Here is a 19654-nt window from a genome sequence, read left to right as displayed (position 1 = left end):
CGGGTGAGGGTGGGGAGCTCTTTAGTGAAGGGACATCGGAATCAGGGAGTGCGGATGAGCGAGTTCGGATTGCCGGCGGGGTTCGTATTCGGGACCTCAACTGCGGCAGCGCAAATTGAGGGTGCGGTCAATGAAGGCGGGCGCGGACCGAGTATCTGGGACGAATACGCCAGCCAGCACAGCAACATCCTCGATGCCTCAAGCCCTGCCATCGCGTGCGACCACTACAACCGGTATGAAGAAGACTTCGACCTCCTTGAGCAGTTGGGCGGCAAGGCGTACCGGATGTCCATCGCCTGGCCCCGCATCCAGCCCACAGGCCGCGGACCCGCCAATCCGGAAGGGATCGCTTTCTACCACCGACTGCTCGATGCCCTGCTCGAGCGCGGAATAGAACCGTGGGTGACGCTGTATCACTGGGATCTTCCACTGGCGCTTCAGGACGCCGGCGGCTGGCAGAACCGGGACACAATCGATGCTTTCGCCGATTACACGCGGCTTCTCCGTGACGAGTTCGGGAGCAAGGTTGCCGCCTGGATGACGGTCAACGAACCGGTGGTGCACACCGGCGTCGGGCATGCGATCGGGCGGGCGGCGCCCGGACTCATGCTGCTCGGCAGCGCATTCTCCGTTGCACATCACCTGCTGCTTGCGCATGGGCACGCCGTCCGGGTGTTGCGCGAGACTCTGGACACACCCATCGGCGTCGTCAATAACCACTCTCCCGTGGAGCCGGCAAGTGATTCGGAGAAGGAGCGCAACCTCGCGCTTCTCTACGATCACTACCACAACGGCCAGTTCGCGGCGCCGCTGCTGACCGGTGAGTACCCGGCTGATCTTGCGGAGATCGAAGGCATGTCCTTTGAGGTCATCCAGGACGGGGACATGGACATCATTTCCACTCCGCTGGACTTCTACGGAATCAACTATTACTTCCCGACGAAGGTCGGCGCCGCTCCGCCGCTGTTCCCGGTCCCGTTCATGCCGCGTGATTATTCGGACGTTCCGAAAACCGACTTCGACTGGCCGGTCATCCCCAGCGGGTTAACCACCATCCTAAAACAGCTCAAGGAGCAGTACCCCAACATTCCGCCGATCTACATCACCGAGAACGGTTGCGCCTACGATGACGGCCCCGGCGGAGACGTGGAAGACACCCGCCGGATCGAGTTCCTGGAGAAACACCTGGCAGCGATCGGCGATGCAATCGCTGACGGCGTCGACGTGCGCGGCTACTTCCACTGGACCCTTGTGGACAACTGGGAGTGGCAGGAGGGCTACACCAAGAAGTTCGGCCTGATCCGCATGGAACCGGCCACACTCGACCGCGTCCCGCGGGCTTCCTTCCACCGGTACGCCGAAATTATCGCGCAGCACAGGAACGCCACGGTGAACTCTGAAACTGCTACGACGCCGCTGGCCGCCGAAGCATCCTGAAATTCACTTAACGACGGCGGCCGCGCCCGCGAGGGTTCGGCGCACCTTTGGCGGTCGGTTTGTTCCTGGTCCTCCCGGGCGCAGACCTGCCCTTCGCGGGCTTCACTGCCTTTTTAGGCTCACTACGGGTTTCCTTTTGCTTGGGTACTTCCTTCTGGGCCGACGGCTGCCGTGAGCTGCGTGCCGTCCTTCCCCGCACAATCCCGATGAATTCCTCGATGTCATCCGTGGTGTTCTCGGCAATCCATGCAACGGCAATTTTGGTGGAAGGTGCGTCCGGTACAACCCGAACCTCGACATCACGCCGGTTGTAGTGCCGCGCAACGGACATGGGCAGCATAACGACACCGGCTCCCGACGCCGCGATTTCGATGGCCATCCGCGCTCCACCGCATTCCTGCACGTCGAGGACATTCTCGTTGCCCAGTTCTGAGAGTGGGACCTCATCAAGCAGGGAGAGCTCGTTCTCCTTCGAGACCACCACAACGGCGAGTTCCTCGTAAAGCGGAATGACGCTGAGCGCGTCCCTGTCCACGGGCAGGCGGACGAACGCAAGGTCCACTGAGCCGGTCCGGAGCGCCGAAGCCAGCGCGCCGTCGTCGTACTCTGTTGCTTCGATCGGAAGATCAGGGTTTCGCTCCCGCCAGCGTCCCACCCACTTTCCGGGCGTTACCCCGGGAACAAAGCCGACCTGCAGCGTGGAAGATTGGGGCTCGGGCACGTCTTCACAGTAACCCAGTCGCGGTTACGCTGAGAGGATGACCCCAGCGAAGTCCCCGCAGACCATGAAACCGGCTACCGCCGCGAAGAAACTTGGCATCTACCTGCCCGCAACACCACAAGAGTTCCAGGACAACGACATCTCCCGTGGAGACTTCAACCAGCTCCAGGAGAATCCACCCGAGTGGCTTGCCGAGCTTCGCCGCACCGGTCCCCATCCGCGTCCCGTAGTGGCGCACAAGCTGGGTGTCTCGATCAGCGGCCTCTCCCGCGGCGGAATCACAGATCCACTGACGACGGCGGAAATCACCGCGCTGCTCCAGTCACCGCCTGAGTGGTTGGTGGCGGAGCGCTCAACCATGGCGCGGGTACGTGTGGAAGAGAAGCGGGCCAAGGAAGCGCGGCGCGCAAAGGACTAGCTCCTACGCCGGGTTCAGCGGTTCAATCAGCAGCGGGCTGTCCTCCCGAACCGGCGCCACCTCGTGGAATTGCAGTTGTTCGGCAACGGGAGTGGCTGCTGCAACCGCTTCATCAGCAAGTTCCTGCGTCCCCTTTGTGGTGGGATCCAGCCACTCGTTCCAGAATTCGCGGGGGAGCGTCACCGGTGTGCGGTCGTGGATTTCAGCCACCGGCCCCACTGCTTGACGGGTCAGGATAGTGGAGGAGAGTACCCAGCGGTTGGGGTGGTCATCCGGTAACTCCCTGTTGCGCCACCAGGCGTACAGTCCTGCGAACACCACCGGTTCTCCCGGCAGGTGGATGTAGAACGGAATCTTTGTTTTTCCCTCGGTTCGCCATTCGTAGTAGCCGCTGGCAGGAATGAGGGCGCGGCGGCTCTCGAGGGACGGCCTGAAGGTGGGCTTGCTGCCCACCGTTTCCGACCGGGCGTTGAAGGTGGGCGCCTTGGTTTTCAGTTCTTTTGAGAACGACGGCGTCAACCACCACCGCGCGGCCTCCATGCGTCGGGTGACCTGCTCGTCTTTGAGTGATTCCAGGACTACCCGAACGGGATCGGTAGGGCTGATGTTCCACGACGGTTCGGGAAGGTCATCGGCCACCGTGTCAACGTCGAAAAGGTCCACCAGATCCTTATTCGAGCCTGCCACTACAAAGCGTCCGCACATGGAGACAGGGTACTGGAGTACTGGGTGACCATGAAGTCCTCCACAGCCTGGAAAGCCAATTGACTTAATCGAACACGCGTTCGAACATTAAGTGTGAGTTCACCAGCAGCAGCCGTAGTTCAGGCCGTACCCCCGGGTCAGTTCCCCGGCGGTACCCGCCGGGCGCTGTCTGCCGTGGATCAGGCTGCTGACAAAGCCCGGCTCAAGGCGGAGCTCCAGTCCAAAATCAACGGCATGCAGAACAGCAGGCCCTCTTCCAGGCGGCTGCCCACCGTGCCGGTGTTGGCTGGAATTCTTCCAGGCGGCGGGCTCCAGGCGGGTGCGGCGTATTCGGTGACCAACTCCACCACCCTGGCTATGGCTTTGCTGGCAGGCCCGTCAGGCGCCGGAGCCTGGTGCAGCGTCATCGGCATGCCCACTTTCAGTGTGGAAGCCGCTGCCGGCTTCGGCATAGCGCTGGACAAACTGGTTCTGGTGCCCCACCCCGGGGATCAGTGGCTCACGGTGACTGCAGCAATGGTGGATGTGGTGTCAATTGTTCTGACCTGCGCTCCACAGCACGTCGCTCCATCGGATGCCTCCCGTCTGATGGCACGCCTACGCCAGCGCGGTGCTGCACTGGTGACCATTGGGCCCTGGCCGCACAGCGAGGCAACGCTCAGCGTAACCGGGAGCAACTGGCAGGGCCTGGGTTCAGGAACCGGGCATCTTCGAAGCCGTAGGATGCGGATCACAGCGCACGCTTCCACCGGCCGTTCACGCACCGCAGACCTATGGCTGCCGGATCTTCACCATGGGCCGTGGTCCACATCCATGTCCCCATCTGCGCCCGCTGCGCATTCGGAGTCCGGGCAGCAGGAATTTTTCTCCAGACCGGCCCGCGCATCATGAAATCTTCCCGTTCCAGCCAGACCGCGCCGGCATCCCCCACCACTACCCGCACCATGGCTCTCTGGTGTCCGGACTGGCCCATCACTGCAGCACTCAGGGAATACCTCCTGCCGGCAGAACACCCCGTGGCATTGATCGGGAAGGGCGAGGTTTTCGCCTGCTCCCCCTCCGCCCGGGAACAAGGAGTCAAACGCGGCCTTCGCCTCCGGGAAGCCCAGGCCCGGTGCACCACCCTTACTGTTCTTCCCTATGAACCGGCACTGGACGCGAGAAACTTCGAACCCGTTATAACCGCTATGGAAAAGATCATGCCCGGGGTGCAGCTTGTTCGCCCAGGATTATGTGTCCTTCACGCCAAAGGTCCTGCCAGGTATTACGGCAGTGAAGAACGCGCGGCGGCTGTCCTGCTCAAAACCCTCGCCGCCATCGGGCTCACGGCCACCCGGGTAGGAGTAGCAGACAGCCCCTTTGCCGCTGAGCATGCTGCCCGTGCAACGGAATTCCTGGAAGATCCAGGGGCCGATCCCGTATGGATCCTTCCGCCTGGAGAATCAGCCTCATTCCTTGGCAGCTTCCCCCTGGAAGTTCTGGAGGAACCAGCACTCGCGGTGGTGCTGCGCCGGCTTGGAATCCGCACGCTTGGAGATTTCGCCGCCCTTGCCCGTGCTGACGTCCGCAACCGGTTCGGCGTGGAAGGTGCACTGGCCCATCTCAAGGCAAGCGGATTTGACCACCACAGCGTGGTGGTCAGGAAACCGCCGGCGGAACTCGACGCCGTCGTGCACTGTGAACCGCCGTTGGCACGCATTGACGAGCTGACGTTCACCCTGCGCCTGTCCGCGGAGGAATTCGTGGGCGGGCTGCGTGAAGCAGGGCTGGTGTGCACGGTTCTGGTGGTACGGCTGCAGTCGGAATCCGGTGAGGAATCGGTTCGGCTCTGGCGGCACCCCCGCTGGTTCGACGCGGATGACGTGCTGGACCGCGTCCGCTGGCAACTGCAGGGCAGCGGAAACGTTGAGCATGGGTTGAGCTCCGGAATCAGCAAGGTCCAGCTTCAGCCGGAGACGGTGGAGGATCTCAGCGACCACGCGGACGGGCTGTGGGGAACGGGGCCGGATGAAAATATTCACCACGGTCTTGCCCGGGTGCAAAGCATGCTGGGACATGGTGCGGTACTGACGGCCATGGTGGCCGGTGGAAGAATGCTCACTGACCGGCGGGTGTTCATTCCCTGGGGAGATCCGCCGTCGGAAGCTGCTGCCAAAAGCCGGGATCTTCCGTGGCCCGGCCAGCTCCCCGGCCCAGTTCCAGCCACCGTCTTCGACGAGCCCCGTCCGGTCCAGGTGCTGGACGGCGCAGGAAGCACCGTAGACGTTGATCGGCGCGGACTGCTCACAGCCGTTCCTGCCGTGCTTGTCGTGGCACCTCCGCGGCAAACCGCCATTTCCTCCTGGGCGGGGCCGTGGCCCATTGTCGAGCGCTGGTGGGATTCGAACGGGCGCACCCTCAACCGGTTCCAGGTGGTGGATGAATCAGGAACGGCCTGGCTGCTGCTGCTTGTTGATCACCGCTGGTGGGCGGAGGCCAGCTATGACTAGGCCTTCCGTATGCCACCGTGCTGGCACGGACAGAGAGTCCTGACATGGGCTTCAATAATCCCCCGATTTCCTGGTCGGAGTTTGAACGGACCCTCTCCGATCGTCGCCGCCCCGGTTCCCCGCCCCTGGGTGCTGACGGCGGAGACAGTCCCGCCTGGTCCCTGAAACGGCATCCGTACTCCCCGCCGAAAGAACCGGTGGCCATGCCTGACGGTCCGGTGGTGCCCTACGCGGAACTTCACGTGCATTCGAATTTCAGCTTCCTTGATGGTGCTGCCAGTCCCGAACAGCTTGTCGAGGAAGCCCACCGGCTCAGTCTCCACGGGCTGGCGCTGACCGATCATGATGGGTTCTACGGTGTTGTCCACCTGGCTGAAGCGGCAGAGAAACACCCCGGGCTCTCCACCATCTACGGCACTGAGCTATCCCTGGAACTGAGCAAACCCCAAAACGGTGAACCAGACCCGGAGGGCCGGCATTTGCTCGTCCTCGCCCGCGGCGCAGAGGGCTATCATCAGCTGGCCGCGGCAATCACGGAAGCTCAGCTGAAACCGGAAGCAGAGAAAGGCAAGCCCCGGTACAACCTTGCCGAGCTCGCCGCCAGGGCAGGCAACAACTGGATGATCCTGACCGGGTGCCGCAAAGGAGCCGTCCGCCATGCGCTCCGCAACGGCAGCCTTCAGGACGCGGAAGAGGAAACCCGGCGTTTGATGGATCTTTTTGGTACGGGCAACGTCGCCGTCGAACTCTACGACCACGGCAATCCGCTGGACAGTGCGCACAATGATGCCCTGTGGGACATCGCCACGCGGCTGAAGCTGCCCGTCGTTGCCACCAACAATGTGCACTATGCCGTCCCTGAGCAACACAGACTGGCAACCGCGGTGGCCGCCGTCCGCGCACGCAGGTCACTGGATGACATGGATGGGTGGCTGCCGGCGTCGGGGTCTGCGCATCTGCGCAGCGGCGCGGAAATGGCAGCCCGTTTTGCCGCCTATCCAGGGGCCGTGGAACGGACAGTAGAACTGGCGGATGATCTGGCATTCCGGCTCAGCAGCGTCAAGCCCGGCCTGCCCAAACTGAACCTGCCGGAGGGCCACACACAGATGAGCTGGCTGAGGAAGCTGGTCTGGGAAGGTGCAGCCAAGTTCTACGCCGGCAGGGATGATGTCCGTGAGCGCATTGAAAAAGAACTGCGTGTGATCGAGGAGAAAGACTTCCCGGGCTATTTTCTGATCGTCCATGATTTGGTCCACTTTGCGCGCACCCGGGGCATCCTCTGCCAGGGCCGCGGATCAGCAGCGAATTCCGCTATCTGCTACCTGTTGGAAATCACCGCCGTCGATTCCATCCTGTATGACCTCCCCTTTGAACGATTCCTTTCCAGCCTGCGGGACGAGGAACCCGATATTGACGTCGATTTCGATTCCGACCGTCGCGAAGAGGTCATTCAGTACGTGTACAACAAGTACGGCCGGTTCAATGCCGCCCAGGTTGCCAACGTCATCACCTACAGGCCCAAGTTCGCGGTCCGCGACATGGCCAAGGCGCTGGGGCACAGCCCCGGGCAGCAGGATGCCTGGTCAAAACAGGTGGAGCGCTGGGGTGCACTGGTTTCCAGTGATGATCACGACATCCCCGAACCGGTGGTGGAACTGGCACAGGGAGTGCTGAAGTTTCCGCGCCATCTGGGAATCCACTCAGGCGGCATGGTGCTCACCGACCGCCCAATCGGGGAAGTGTGCCCGATCGAGCACGGGCGCATGGACGGGCGCACCGTCCTGCAATGGGACAAGGATGACTGCGCCTGGATGGGCTTGGTCAAGTTCGACCTGCTGGGCCTCGGCATCATGGCGGCCATGCAGTACAACTTCGACCTCGTCAAAAAGCACTTTGGTGAGGAATGGACGCTGCACACCATGCCGCGGGAAGAGCAGGGCGTCTACGACCAACTGTGCTTCGCCGATTCCATCGGAGTATTCCAGGTGGAAAGCCGCGCGCAAATGGGAATGTTGCCGCGCCTGCAGCCCCGACGGTTCTATGACCTGGTTATCGAGGTTGCGCTGGTGCGTCCCGGCCCCATTCAGGGCGGAGCGGTGCACCCGTACATCAAGCGGAAACTGGGCGAGGAGGAAGAAAGCTACCTGCACCCCAAGCTGATACCGGTGCTCAAGCGCACGCTCGGAGTACCGCTCTTCCAGGAGCAGCTCATGCAGATGGCCATGGTAGTGGGCAACTGTTCAGGCGCCGACGCCGATCAGCTGCGCCGCGCTATGGGGTCCAAACGCGGCCTTGAGCGGATCGACACCCTCAAGGAGAAGCTGTACGCGGGCATGAAGTCCAATGGAATTGTCGGGGAAACCGCAGACTCCGTCTACCGGAAGATCCAGGCGTTCGCCAATTTCGGCTTCGCTGAAAGCCACTCCATCAGCTTTGCCCTGCTGGTCTACGCCAGTGCCTGGCTCCGGCTCCACTATCCCGGGGCCTTCCTGGCCTCGCTCCTGCGCGCACAGCCCATGGGCTTCTACTCACCCCAGACCCTGGTGGCAGATGCCCGGCGGCACGGCGTCACGGTCCTGCGCCCGGACATCCTGCTGTCGGGGATTCATGCAGATCTGGAGGTGGACGGCTCCGCGGGAACAGGTTCCACAGGTTCTGATAACTGCCTGGCGTTCCACCAGCCCCCAGTGGGGAAATTCGACCGCACCATTCGCTTTGACTCAACGGTTCACCGCCGCGACGGCAACCATGCGGTCAGGTTAGGGCTGGACAGCGTGCAGTCGATCGGCAAGAAACTGGCGCAGACCATCGTCGAGGAACGCGAGGCAAACGGCCCCTTTGAAACCATGGGTGACCTGGCGCGCCGGACCGAACTGAACTCACAGCAGCTCGAAGCGCTGGCAGCTGCCGGGGCATTTGACTCAATGGGACTCACCCAGCGGGAAGCGCTCTGGCATGCCGGCCCCGCCTCCACGGAACGCGAGGGCCAAATCAAGGGAACCACTGTGTACATCCAGCCGCCCCTGTTTCCGGACCTTACCGACGTCGACCGCGTGGCAGCAGACCTGTGGTCCACTGGAATCACCACAGATGACCATCCGGTGCGCCATGCCCGGCCAACATTACGACGCCGGGGCGCGCTGACCGCCGCGGACCTCCTTTCCGCCGAGGCTGGTCGGCGCGTTGAAGTCGGTGGAGTGGTTACCCACCGGCAACGCCCTGCCACGGCTAGCGGCATCACCTTCATGAACCTTGAGGACGAGACAGGGCTGGTTAATGTCATCTGCTCAGTCGGTGTCTGGCAGCGGTATCGGCGGATAGCGCGGGAGGCCAGTAGCGTCCTGGTGCGTGGAGTGTTGGAGCGGTCCAACGAGGGGGTGGTGAACCTGGTGGCAGACAAGTTCGAGGTGCTCCGCCTCAAAGCCGCCACCAAGTCACGGGACTTCCGCTGACCGGGGGTCTTGGCCGTTCAATGCATCAGAAAGTAGGTAAAAAAATACCCCGACACGAGGCCGGGGTTATTTTTCTCTGGTGCGCGAGGGGGGATTTGAACCCCCACACCCTTTCGGATACTGGCACCTGAAGCCAGCGCGTCTGCCGTTCCGCCACTCGCGCAAAGTGAAGAAGGATTCTTGGAAAAGATTCCTCCGAATCAGCAGAAACAAGCATAACGGAGCGGCGCCAAAAACACCTAAACGGTACAGCTACGGCACACCGCGCAACTTTGCGATGAGTAGAGACGTTGAATGTAATCGACGGGTCAACATGCCGCGTTAAGGCCATTTAGGGGACGCCCCAGTAGTATCGACACAAGACAGCAGCGACCCGGCATGCCTCCGCGCGCTTTCGTGCGGGCACATTCGGGCAGCAAGAAACGCAGGTAAGGAGGTAGGCATGGGCATTCTGGATAATGTCGAGCGCGGACTCGAAAAAATGGTCCGTGGCGCCTTCTCCACCGGTTCCCGGTCCCAGGTGCAGCCCGTCGAGATTGCCAGTGCACTGCGCCGCGAACTGGATAACAAGTCACTCACGCTGGCGCAGGGACGCACCCTTGCACCGAATGTTTTCACCGCCCGGCTATCAGATCCGGACTTCGCACTCGCTCAGGAGTGGGGGGCGCCACTCGCCGAGGAACTGTGTGATGTCGTCATCAAGCACGTCAACAGCCAGCACTACACGCTTCAGGGATCGGTTCGGGTGTCTTTCACCCGCGATTCCGACCTCAAGCCCGGTTCCTTTGAAATCGACTCAGCCACCGAAAAACAGCCCGCGCAGCGTCGGCCTGCTCCCAGCGTCCCAAACCGCCAGCCCAAGCGCTATCAGCCTGTCCTTGAACTCGACGGTCAGCGCTACTCGTTGAACGCCGGGTCCGTCCTTCTGGGCCGTTCATCGGAGGCGGACATCCTCATCGATGACACCGGTGTGTCCCGCCGGCATCTTGAGATTCACACCGCTCAGGGCCAGTCCCGTGCCGTTGACCTCGGCTCGACCAACGGCAGCTATGTGAATGGACAACGCGTACAGGGGGAAGCTGACCTGACGGACGGCTCAGTGATCACCATGGGCCGTACCCGCATGACTTTCCGACTTGTACCCTTGCAGAACGGTGGACGCTAAGCATGAGTGATCTGACCGTAACGCTGTTGAGATACGGGTTCCTGCTCCTGATCTGGATCCTCGTCCTTAGCGTCGTCAGCGCATTGCGGCGGGATCTTGTGGTGGGCCTGCGCAACCGGACTGGCTCTCCTACAGCCCGCGAAGCCCGTAAGCACCCGGAGTTGGTTGAGGAACCACCGGCCAAGGCGCAGGCGCGGCGTCTGATCGTCACGGAAGGCCCTCTCAAGGGAACCGCCCTGGACCTCGCGTCCAGCCCCATCCTGCTGGGCCGCGCCCAAGAAGCCACGCTTGTCCTTGAGGATGACTACGCGTCCGGCCGCCATGCCCGGCTCTTCCCGCAGGGCAGCCGGTGGTTCATTGAAGATCTCGGATCCACCAACGGAACCTATCTTGCCGGCAACCAGCTGACCCGCGCGCTGCCGGTGGAACCTGGCGTACCCGTCCGGATCGGTAAGACGGTTATTGAATTGAGGCCATAATCCATGGCCCTGGTTTTCCGTTTCGCCGCCCGCTCGGATGTGGGAAAGGTTCGCGCAAAGAATGACGATTCCGCCTATGCCGGCCGTTACCTCGCCGTTGTAGCGGACGGAATGGGCGGGCACGCCGGCGGCAACATCGCCTCAGCGTCCACAGTCCTGGATCTGGTGCATCTTGACCGCAAGGATTACGACGGCGACGCCGGCACTCACCTGGCGGACGAGATCCAGACTGCCAATTCGCTCCTGTCTGAACTGGTCAGCACCAACCCGCAGCTTGCCGGCATGGGTACAACCGTTACGGCGATGCTTCTCAACGGCGAGAAAATTTCCTTTGCTCACATCGGTGATTCGCGGGCCTACCGGCTGAAGAACGATGTTTTCGAACAGATCAGCGTCGACCACACCTTTGTGCAGCGACTCATCGAGGAGGGCCGGCTCAAGCCGGAGGAGGCGGAGGTCCATCCGCACAAGAACGTGCTGATGCGCGTCCTCGGTGATGTCGATGCCAGTCCGGAACTCGACCTGACCACCTTCGATGCTGAGCCCGGAGAACGCTGGTTGCTCTGCTCGGACGGATTGAATGCCGTACTGGATGATGCCACGGTCGAACGAATTATCCGTGAAACGCGTGATCTTTCAGCTTGCGTCAACACGCTTGTTGACCTGACGCTGGCCGGCGGATCCCCGGACAACATCACCATCGTGGTGGTTGATGTGGACACCGCCACGCCTGAAGATCTGCGCACTGCCGCGCTCACCGCACTTCCGCCCGCGCGTGAAGCAGCCGGGGAGAAGGACAGCGACGCTTCTATTGATGACGCGACACCCGGTGTAGCCATCAGGGCGGACGTTATCCGGGAAGACCTGTCATCCCGCCCGCATACCCTGGTGGGTTCGGCAGCGCTGGCTACTGAAACCGGACAGATTCCCATCGTCACGCAGCGGTCCACCGAGCGCCGCGCAGCTATGATGCTGACGCACAAGGCAGCACCCGCGGACGCCGTGGAGGACGACCAGACCGAGGAAGCTTCCGCGCCCCGCCGCCGGCGCTGGCTGCTGCCGGCCGCCCTCGCGTTGATGGCACTGATCCTTGCCGCCGTGCTTTCCCTGGGATACGTCTGGACCCAGACGCGCTATTACGTCGCTACCTTCGACAACAGGGTGGCCATCTACAACGGCGTTGCTCAGACACTCGGGCCGATTCCCTTGAGCCACGTGGACCAGACGACCGACATTCCTGTGTCCAGCCTTCCGGAATTCCAGCGCAATCGCCTCGAGAACACTCTCGCAGCGAGCGACCTCGAACATGCACAGGACATCGTTGAAGACCTCCGCCAGTCACTGCGGGCGCTGCCGTGTCCACCGGAGAGCAATCCGAGCCCGTCCGCCAGCCCGTCGCCCACAGTTTCAGCCTCACCCGAGACTGCGTCGCCTGAGCCATCGTCCTCGGGTAGCCCAACACCAGAACCGAGTGCAAGTGCCTCTCCTGCGAGTCCCGGCGCCACCGTCGAAGCCAGCCCCAGCGCCTCCGCAAGCGCTGATGCAGCACCAGGCGAAGCAGCCTCATGTGGAGGGAGAGTCCAATGAGTGAGGTACTCACAGTCCCGAAATCCCGTCGTAATGTCGAGGCACTCCTCCTTGTCGTGGCCCTGACGGTAGCGATCGGCGCCAACTGGCTTGTAGGTCTCGATAAGGAGAATCCGTTCGACTCGGCCTTCTGGCTGCAGGGCGGTACGCTGGCCGCGCTGGCGTTGATCTTCCACATCCTTCTTCGTTTCCGCGCAAAATATGCAGATCCGGTAATTCTTCCCATCGTGATCGCGCTCAATGGAATCGGGCTGGCCATGATTTACCGGTTAGACCTGGCACTTCCGGCCGATGCACAACCTGTTGCACCGAGCCAGTTCCTCTGGACCACTGTCGCCATGGGTGCGTCCATAGCTACACTCCTGGTGATTCGGGACCACAGAATGTTGCGTCGGTTCACCTATATATCGCTCATTGTGAGCGCGGTCCTGCTGATGCTGCCGCTCACCCCGCTCGGCGTCGAGATCAACGGAGCGCGTATCTGGATCAACGTGGGTGTGGGTACCTTCCAGCCCGGCGAGGTCGCCAAGATCACTCTTGCCATATTCTTCGCGGGGTATCTTTCCACCAACCGCGACCTCATCCTGCTGGCCGGAAAGAAGCTGGGACCGCTGCAGCTTCCGCGTTTCCGGGACCTGGCACCCATGGTGGCCGCCTGGCTGGTCAGCATCGGCGTGCTGATCTTCCAGCGTGACCTCGGCTCCTCCATCCTGTTCTTCGGCCTCTTTATGGCCATGATCTACGTCGCGACGTCGCGGGTCAGCTGGGTGTTGATCGGCCTCGCGATGATTGCTGTCGGCGGTTACGCAGCCCTTCAGTTGTTCAGCCACGTTGCCCTGCGCATTGACAGTTGGATCAATGCGTTTGAGCCGGAGGTCTTCAACCGCAATCCCGGTGGCAGCGGTCAGGTTGTCCAGGGGCTCTTCGGCCTTGCGAACGGTGGACTCGTCGGCACCGGGCTCGGGCAGGGCAGGCCGGATCTTGTAACCTATGCCAACAGCGACATGATCATCACGGCCCTCGGTGAGGAACTCGGCCTCATCGGGCTCTTCGCCATCGTGCTGCTCTACATTTTGCTTATTTCCCGGGGTTTCCGCGCGGCTCTCGGCACCCGTGACGGGTTCGGAAAGCTTCTCGCCTGCGGCTTGTCCTTCACGATCGCGCTGCAGTGCTTTGTTGTCATTGGCGGGGTCACACGGCTCATTCCGCTTACCGGGCTCACCACACCCTTCATGTCGGCCGGTGGTTCTTCCCTGCTGGCGAACTGGATCATCGTCGCCTTGCTCCTTCTCATCTCGGAGACGGCCCGGCGGCCGGCCGTGAAGGGGCCGGTCCGCGAAACGTTTTCCGAAGGCAAGCAGAATCGGAACACTCCGGCAACAGATCCTACGCGGGAGGTCACCGCATGAACCAGGCAATCCGACGCTCCTGGATCGTGGCCATGAGCATGTTCGCGCTCGTCCTCGGATCCCTCACCTATGTCCAGTTCTTCGAGGCCAACGCGCTGGAGAACAATGACTGGAATACGCGGCAAATCCTGCAGGACTATGGAAAGAACCGGGGCGCGATTTTGGTGGATGGTCGTCCGATCGCGGAATCCGTGCCGTCGGATGACCAATTCAACTACCAGCGCGTCTACAACGAGCCGGAGATGTATGCGCACCTCACAGGATTCTTCTCGTTGGTGAACGGTTCCACACAGCTGGAGAACGTCATGAATGAGGAGCTCTCCGGCAGTAGCGACGACCTCTTCATTGATCAGATGGTCCGGCTGTTCTCTGGCGCCCAGGCACAGGGTGCCTCCGTCGAGCTGACCATCGATCCGCAATTGCAGCAGCTGGCCTGGGACATGATCCCCGAAGGGCAGACCGGATCGATCGTTGTGATGGAGCCAGCCACCGGAAACGTGCTCGCGATGGCTTCCAAGCCGTCGTATGACCCTAATCTGCTCGCCGCCCATGACACGTCGGTGGTTGTGCAGAACATCGAGCAGCTCGCTCAGGTTCCCGGCTTGTCCATCTACTTCAACCCCGCAACGCAGTCACTTGTGGCTCCCGGATCAGTCTTCAAACTCGTGGTGGCCGCGGCCGCTCTTGAGACAGGTCAGTTCGATGCGGAGTCCACCATCCCCAACCCGCCGGTGCTTGACCTGCCGGGCACCGACGTCGGGCTCCCGAACTTCACCACCGGCGGTTGCGCGGCGCGTGACACCGCAGACCTCGAGTTTGCACTCGAGCAGTCCTGCAACACTCCGTTTGCCCAAATTGCGTGGGAGGTCGGTGAGCAAGCGGTACTCGAGCAGGCGCAGGAGTTCGGCTTTGGTGAGCGCTTTTTCATTCCGGTTGAGGTGGCGGCCAGCCAGTTCCCCACAGAACTTAGTGAAGCCCAGCTCGCGCAGTCGGCCATCGGGCAGTTCAGTGTCGCAGTCACGCCGCTTCAGATGGCGATGGTTAGCGCTGCGATCGCCAATGATGGTGTGCTCATGAAGCCCAACCTGGTGAAAGCCGTCCGTGCACCGGACCTCTCCATCATCGACGAACCGGAGCCGGAGGTTTTCCGCGAATCTCTCAGCGCGGACAACGCCAACCTGATCACGGAGTGGATGGTCAACGTGGTGGAGAACGGTACGGCCCAGAATGCCGCGGTCCCAGGGGTGGAAGTAGCCGGCAAGACCGGCACGGCGGAAGTACCCGAGCAGGGCGACAACGCCTGGTTCACCGGCTTCGCGCCGGCCGACAATCCGGAAGTAGTGGTTTCCATCGTGATGCAGGACGTCGACATAGCGACGGGTGCTCAATTGACAAGTCCAAACGCTAAGAGACTCATAGAGGCGGTGTTGAATAGGTGAGACCTACTTCAGGTATCACATTAGGCGGCAGGTTCCAGCTGACTGATCGCATCGCCATCGGAGGCATGGGTGAGGTCTGGAAGGCACGTGACCAGGTGCTCGGACGCATCGTGGCCATAAAAATTCTCAAAGAGGAATATACGGGGGATCCCGGTTTTCTCAATCGGTTCCGCGCCGAAGCCCGCCACACCGCCCTGCTGAACCACGAGGGCATCGCGAACGTCTTTGACTATGGTGAGGAAGGCGGATCAGCCTATCTCGTCATGGAGCTCGTCCCAGGCCAGCCCCTGTCCACCATCATTGAGCGCGAGCAAATCCTGGCACCGGACAGGGCGCTGTCAATCATCGGCCAGACCGCAACGGCCCTCAGCGTCGCACACCGCCAGGGCCTTGTGCACCGGGACGTCAAGCCCGGAAACCTGCTGATCATGCCCGATGGCCGCGTGAAGATTACTGATTTCGGCATTGCGCGCCTTGCTGACCAGGTTCCGCTGACTGCCACCGGACAGGTTATGGGCACTGCCCAGTACCTGGCTCCAGAGCAGGCAACCGGGCAGCAGGCAACCGGTTCCAGCGATATCTACGCGCTGGGCGTGATCGGGTACGAGCTACTCGCCGGACGCCGCCCGTTCTCCGGTGAGTCGCAAATCGCAATTGCCCTCGCCCAGGTCAATGATGCGCCGCCTGATCTACCCGAAACTATCCCTCATCCGGTCCGTGCGCTTATCGCGAGCATGCTGGCTAAGGACCCCGCGGACCGTCCGGGGAACGCAGAAGCGCTTGCCGAGGCTGTCGCCGCCATCCGGCGCAACGATATCCGTGCTGCTGAGTCAGCCGTACCCGGAATGCTGCTGTTTACGGACTCCACCGGCCCACTCACCACTCCGGTCCCTGCACCCACCGGTGCCACCCGCGCGATTCCCGCCCCAACGACCTCGGCTCTGCCCGCCGTCGCAGGTGCAGGGGCAGGCGCCGGCGCCGGCGCCGGCGCAGTTGCGGCGTCACGGGAGTGGACCGAGGAAGATATCGACGAAGTTCCCCCGCCAGAAGAAGAATCCCGTGGACGCAGTCCCTGGCTGATTGCGCTGATTGTCCTGCTGGTCCTGGCAGCGCTCACCGTTGCCGGCTTCCTGCTCGCTCCGCTGTTGGCCGGCAACGAAGACGAGCCGGCCCCGGCACCCACCAGCTCCTCCGCGTCCGCAACGCCGTCCGAAAGTGAAAGCCCGACGCCCACGCCGGAAGAAACCACTCCGGAACCCACCACCCCCGCACCCACCACACCGGAAGCGATCGTGGTGGATGAGGCCACCTATCAGGGTCGTCCCATTGACGTGGTCGTGGCCGAGCTCAACAATCTGGGATTCTCCGTGGACCAGCAGCCGGAGGTTACGGACGATTTTGATCCCGGGACGGTCCTGACCCTCAACCCCGTCGGCCCTCTGACGCCCGGCTCCCAGATCACTGTCACCTTCGCGGAAGCGCCCGAGACGTTGACCGTTCCATCGGGCCTTGTAGGTGCCACCGAGGAAGAACTGCAGCAGGCCCTCGCCGATCTGGGGCTCAGCGCCGTCCGTTCCGGTTCTGAAGCTTCCGAACAAGCAGCGGGAACCGTCCTGTCCGTGGATCCGGCTGAAGGCACCGAGGTGGAACCGGGAAGCACCGTTCGTTACGTCGTCTCCCTGGGCCCTGATGAAACCCAGGCGCCCCCGGCAATCGGTCCCGGCCAGACTCCGCCCGGCCAGGACCAGCCCTAGGAAGCATGTGAGGGGGCACCAGGTGAGCAGCGAGAGAGTCCTCAACGGACGTTACGAGATGGGTGAACTGATCGGCCGTGGCGGTATGGCCGACGTTCACCTCGGCCGTGACGTCCGGCTCGGCCGTACCGTGGCCATCAAGGTGCTGCGCCGTGACCTTGCCCGGGACCCTCTGTTCCAGTCCCGATTCCGCCGCGAAGCGCAGGCGGTTGCCGGTTTGAACCACCCCACGATCGTGTCCGTGTACGACACCGGTGAGGAGGAGGTCGAGGGCCAGCACCATGACGAGGTCCGTGTTCCCTTCATCGTGATGGAATATGTTGCCGGGCGGACCCTCCGCGATCTCCTTAAGCGCGGAGAACTGACGCCTGAGACCTCTGTCGACTACCTTTTGGGAGTTCTCTCAGCACTCGAGTACAGCCACCGTGCAGGCATTGTCCATCGGGATATCAAACCGGCCAACGTGATGATTACTCCTGAGGGTCAGGTGAAAGTGATGGACTTCGGCATTGCGAGGGCAATGGCCGATTCCGCCGCCACCATGACCCAGACCCAGGCGGTGATCGGTACCGCACAGTACCTTTCCCCTGAGCAGGCGCGCGGAGAAACCGTGGACGCTCGCAGTGATCTGTACTCGGCGGGTTGCCTACTGTACGAACTACTCACCGGAAGGCCTCCGTTCGTCGGCGACAGCCCGGTTTCTGTCGCCTACCAGCATGTGCGTGAGATTCCCACGCCTGCCCGTGAAATTGATGCCAGCATTCCGGCGGAGATCGAGTCAGTGCTCTCTATTGCGCTGGAGAAGGACCGCGCCCGGCGCTTCCAGAGTGCAGCCGACTTCCGGTCGGCCCTTCGTGACGCGCGCAAAGGCATCCGGCCAGACGTGCCCGCAGCACCTACCGAAGCAATCGCCGCCGTTCCAACACGAACGGACGACGATGCCCCTCAGACAAGAGCGATGGCCAGGGTTCTTGCCGGTGGAAGCATCGCAGCTGATTCGCTGGTGGAGGAAGAGGAGACGGGCTCGCTGCCCGTGGCACATGCGGCGCAGAACCGTCGCGATGCCGAGGACCGGACCCGCTCACGCCGGCGCGGGTGGATAGCTGTACTGCTGGTGCTGTTGGCACTGCTCCTGTCTGCCGGAGGTATCGCGCTTTTCGGAATCCTCAACGCGCAACCGGAGGAGCCCATCCTCACCTCTGTTCCCGCCGTTGACTCGCTGAGTGAAACCGAGGCAAGCAACGCGCTGACCGCCGTGGGTCTCCGTCCGCAGGTGGAACGTACGTTCCACGATGAAGTCGAGTCGGGCTTCGCTATCACTACCGATCCCGAAGCAGGCAGCGAGGTGGAACCGGATGCCCTGGTATCACTGCTGATTTCCAAGGGACCGGCAAATCGCGCAATACCTGAGGACATTTTCCAGATGACCGAATCCTCAGCGAGAGATGCCCTTGAGTCGGTTGGCCTGCGGGGCGGTAGCGTGAGTGAAGCGAACAGCGCAACTGTTCCCGCGGGCCGGGTGATCGAAACCGAGCCGGCACTCGGCTCGACCGTACCCGCTGATTCCGAGGTTAACCTCGTGCTTTCCACCGGGCTGGTGACCGTCCCTCGTCTCACTTCCTTGCCGAGCGATGAAGCAGTCGCGCTGTTGGAAGACCCGGCCCGCGCTTTGGTCCCACGGATCGAGGAGGAACCAAACGCCGTCGTGGAACCCGGCCTTGTAGTGAGGCAGGAACCGGTTGCGAACTCGAATATCGCGCCGGGCACCGAAGTAGTCATCTATGTTGCTACCAAACCGGCCGAAGAAGAGCCTGCTCCGTCGACAGCCCCGCCGCCCGCGTCGAGCGCTCCCGCCGAGGAGGAAGAGCCCGGCAACCAGGGTCGCGGGCGAGGACAGGGAAACGGGCAGGGCAACAGCGGCGTCGTGGGAGATGCGGTGGAGGGCCTAGGTCCCTGACTGCTGGTGAATCAGCGGGCTAAGCGTGGCTGAGCGGGCTGCAGCGCCGTCCAGGCCGGCCTGCTCCAACCAGTTCCCCAGCATCCGGTAGCCGCCCTCGGTCAAGACCGACTCCGGGTGAAACTGAACTCCGCACAGCGGAGCGGACCGGTGCTCAAGACCCATGATCACGCCACTCGCCGTCCGCGCCGTCACACGCAGTTCGGAAGGAACGTCCCCTACTGCTGCCAGCGAGTGGTAGCGGGTGGCCGTCAACGGCGAGTTCAGACCTTCGAAGACGTTCGTTGAGTCATGTTCTACCAGGGACGTCTTTCCATGCATCAGTTCGGGAGCATGGGTCACTGATCCGCCGTAAGCCTCTGCCAGCGCCTGGTGGCCAAGGCACACACCGAGCATCGGCTTGTCGTTTGCGCCGCACCACTTGATCAGCTCGATGCAGACGCCGGCTTCCGCGGGCGCGCCCGGCCCGGGGGAGATGAGAACTGCGTCCCTCACTTCGGCAAGCGCCACAGCTTCGGCGAGCGTCACGTCATCATTCCGGACAACGGTGGTCTCCGCACCCAGTTCCTGCAGATATCCGACCAGCGTGTACACGAAGCTGTCGTAGTTGTCGACAACCAGGATTCGGGTAGGACTGTTCAT

15 protein-coding genes and 1 tRNA gene are annotated in these 19654 nt (G+C 62.4%); 12 read left to right on the top strand and 4 right to left on the bottom strand.

Annotated elements, in window-relative coordinates; genetic code table 11:
• Window positions 1-54: 54 nt before the first annotated feature.
• Entirely contained in the window at window positions 55-1437 is a 1383-nt protein-coding gene (locus ASH00_RS05165; RefSeq protein WP_056545656.1) for a GH1 family beta-glucosidase, read from the top strand.
• A gap of 7 nt (window positions 1438-1444) precedes the next feature.
• Here ASH00_RS05165 and ASH00_RS05160 read toward each other — a convergent pair whose 3' ends face one another.
• The gene (locus ASH00_RS05160) at window positions 1445-2158 is read right to left on the bottom strand and encodes a LysR family transcriptional regulator substrate-binding protein (protein ID WP_235563162.1); all 714 of its coding nucleotides are present in this window, start codon (window positions 2156-2158) and stop codon (window positions 1445-1447) included.
• Between the two features lie 37 nt (window positions 2159-2195).
• Here ASH00_RS05160 and ASH00_RS05155 point away from each other — a divergent pair, with 37 nt between their 5' ends.
• Window positions 2196-2576 (top strand): DUF5997 family protein, encoded by a 381-nt coding sequence (locus ASH00_RS05155; RefSeq protein WP_056545643.1) that lies wholly within the window; start codon window positions 2196-2198, stop codon window positions 2574-2576.
• A gap of 3 nt (window positions 2577-2579) precedes the next feature.
• On the opposite strand, the gene ASH00_RS05150 is transcribed toward ASH00_RS05155, so the two are convergent.
• A complete protein-coding gene (locus tag ASH00_RS05150) occupies window positions 2580-3281 on the bottom strand; it encodes an SOS response-associated peptidase (protein WP_056545641.1) in 702 nt (233 codons plus the stop codon).
• A gap of 93 nt (window positions 3282-3374) precedes the next feature.
• Here ASH00_RS05150 and ASH00_RS05145 point away from each other — a divergent pair, with 93 nt between their 5' ends.
• Genes ASH00_RS05145 through ASH00_RS05135 form a run of 3 tightly spaced genes read left to right on the top strand, consistent with a single transcriptional unit; the run spans window position 3375 to window position 9222 of the window.
• Complete coding sequence (locus tag ASH00_RS05145; RefSeq protein WP_200954746.1) at window positions 3375-4172, top strand: hypothetical protein; 798 nt, start codon at window positions 3375-3377, stop codon at window positions 4170-4172.
• Entirely contained in the window at window positions 4169-5770 is a 1602-nt protein-coding gene (locus ASH00_RS05140) for a DNA polymerase Y family protein (protein WP_056545640.1), read from the top strand. The genes ASH00_RS05145 and ASH00_RS05140 overlap by 4 nt, the downstream gene beginning before the upstream one ends.
• A 44-nt stretch (window positions 5771-5814) precedes the next feature.
• The gene (locus ASH00_RS05135) at window positions 5815-9222 is read left to right on the top strand and encodes an error-prone DNA polymerase (RefSeq protein ID WP_056545639.1); all 3408 of its coding nucleotides are present in this window, start codon (window positions 5815-5817) and stop codon (window positions 9220-9222) included.
• 77 nt (window positions 9223-9299) lie between these two features.
• On the opposite strand, the gene ASH00_RS05130 is transcribed toward ASH00_RS05135, so the two are convergent.
• Window positions 9300-9385 (bottom strand) — tRNA-Leu (locus ASH00_RS05130).
• 279 nt (window positions 9386-9664) lie between these two features.
• On the opposite strand from ASH00_RS05130, the gene ASH00_RS05125 reads away from it, so the two are divergent.
• From ASH00_RS05125 to pknB, 7 genes are read left to right on the top strand one after another with little or no spacing between them, the layout of a single operon-like run.
• On the top strand, window positions 9665-10387 hold the full coding sequence (locus ASH00_RS05125; RefSeq protein WP_056545638.1) for an FhaA domain-containing protein: 723 nt from the start codon (window positions 9665-9667) through the stop codon (window positions 10385-10387).
• A 2-nt stretch (window positions 10388-10389) separates the two neighbouring features.
• Window positions 10390-10866, top strand: a complete 477-nt coding sequence (locus tag ASH00_RS05120) for an FHA domain-containing protein FhaB/FipA (protein ID WP_056545632.1) — start codon at window positions 10390-10392, stop codon at window positions 10864-10866.
• Between the two features lie 3 nt (window positions 10867-10869).
• Window positions 10870-12453 carry a PP2C family protein-serine/threonine phosphatase gene (locus tag ASH00_RS05115; protein ID WP_056545630.1) on the top strand — a complete coding sequence of 528 codons (1584 nt, stop codon included), beginning with the start codon at window positions 10870-10872 and terminating at the stop codon, window positions 12451-12453.
• Window positions 12450-13862 (top strand): FtsW/RodA/SpoVE family cell cycle protein, encoded by a 1413-nt coding sequence (locus ASH00_RS05110; RefSeq protein WP_056545628.1) that lies wholly within the window; start codon window positions 12450-12452, stop codon window positions 13860-13862. The genes ASH00_RS05115 and ASH00_RS05110 overlap by 4 nt, the downstream gene beginning before the upstream one ends.
• Complete coding sequence (locus ASH00_RS05105) at window positions 13859-15301, top strand: peptidoglycan D,D-transpeptidase FtsI family protein (RefSeq protein WP_056545626.1); 1443 nt, start codon at window positions 13859-13861, stop codon at window positions 15299-15301. Before ASH00_RS05110 ends, ASH00_RS05105 begins: the two co-directional genes overlap by 4 nt.
• Window positions 15298-17055 carry a protein kinase domain-containing protein gene (locus ASH00_RS05100; RefSeq protein WP_056545620.1) on the top strand — a complete coding sequence of 586 codons (1758 nt, stop codon included), beginning with the start codon at window positions 15298-15300 and terminating at the stop codon, window positions 17053-17055. The genes ASH00_RS05105 and ASH00_RS05100 overlap by 4 nt, the downstream gene beginning before the upstream one ends.
• Window positions 17056-17077: 22 nt before the next feature.
• Window positions 17078-19012 carry a Stk1 family PASTA domain-containing Ser/Thr kinase gene (gene pknB, locus ASH00_RS05095; RefSeq protein ID WP_157359003.1) on the top strand — a complete coding sequence of 645 codons (1935 nt, stop codon included), beginning with the start codon at window positions 17078-17080 and terminating at the stop codon, window positions 19010-19012.
• Here pknB and ASH00_RS05090 read toward each other — a convergent pair.
• Window positions 19001-19654 carry an anthranilate synthase component II gene (locus tag ASH00_RS05090; RefSeq protein WP_056546686.1) on the bottom strand — a complete coding sequence of 218 codons (654 nt, stop codon included), beginning with the start codon at window positions 19652-19654 and terminating at the stop codon, window positions 19001-19003. The genes pknB and ASH00_RS05090 overlap by 12 nt on opposite strands.

Source organism: Arthrobacter sp. Soil782 (assembly GCF_001428435.1).
Taxonomy (GTDB): Bacteria; Actinomycetota; Actinomycetes; order Actinomycetales; family Micrococcaceae; genus Arthrobacter_D; species Arthrobacter_D parietis.
This window is presented reverse-complemented; position numbering and strand designations above follow the sequence as displayed.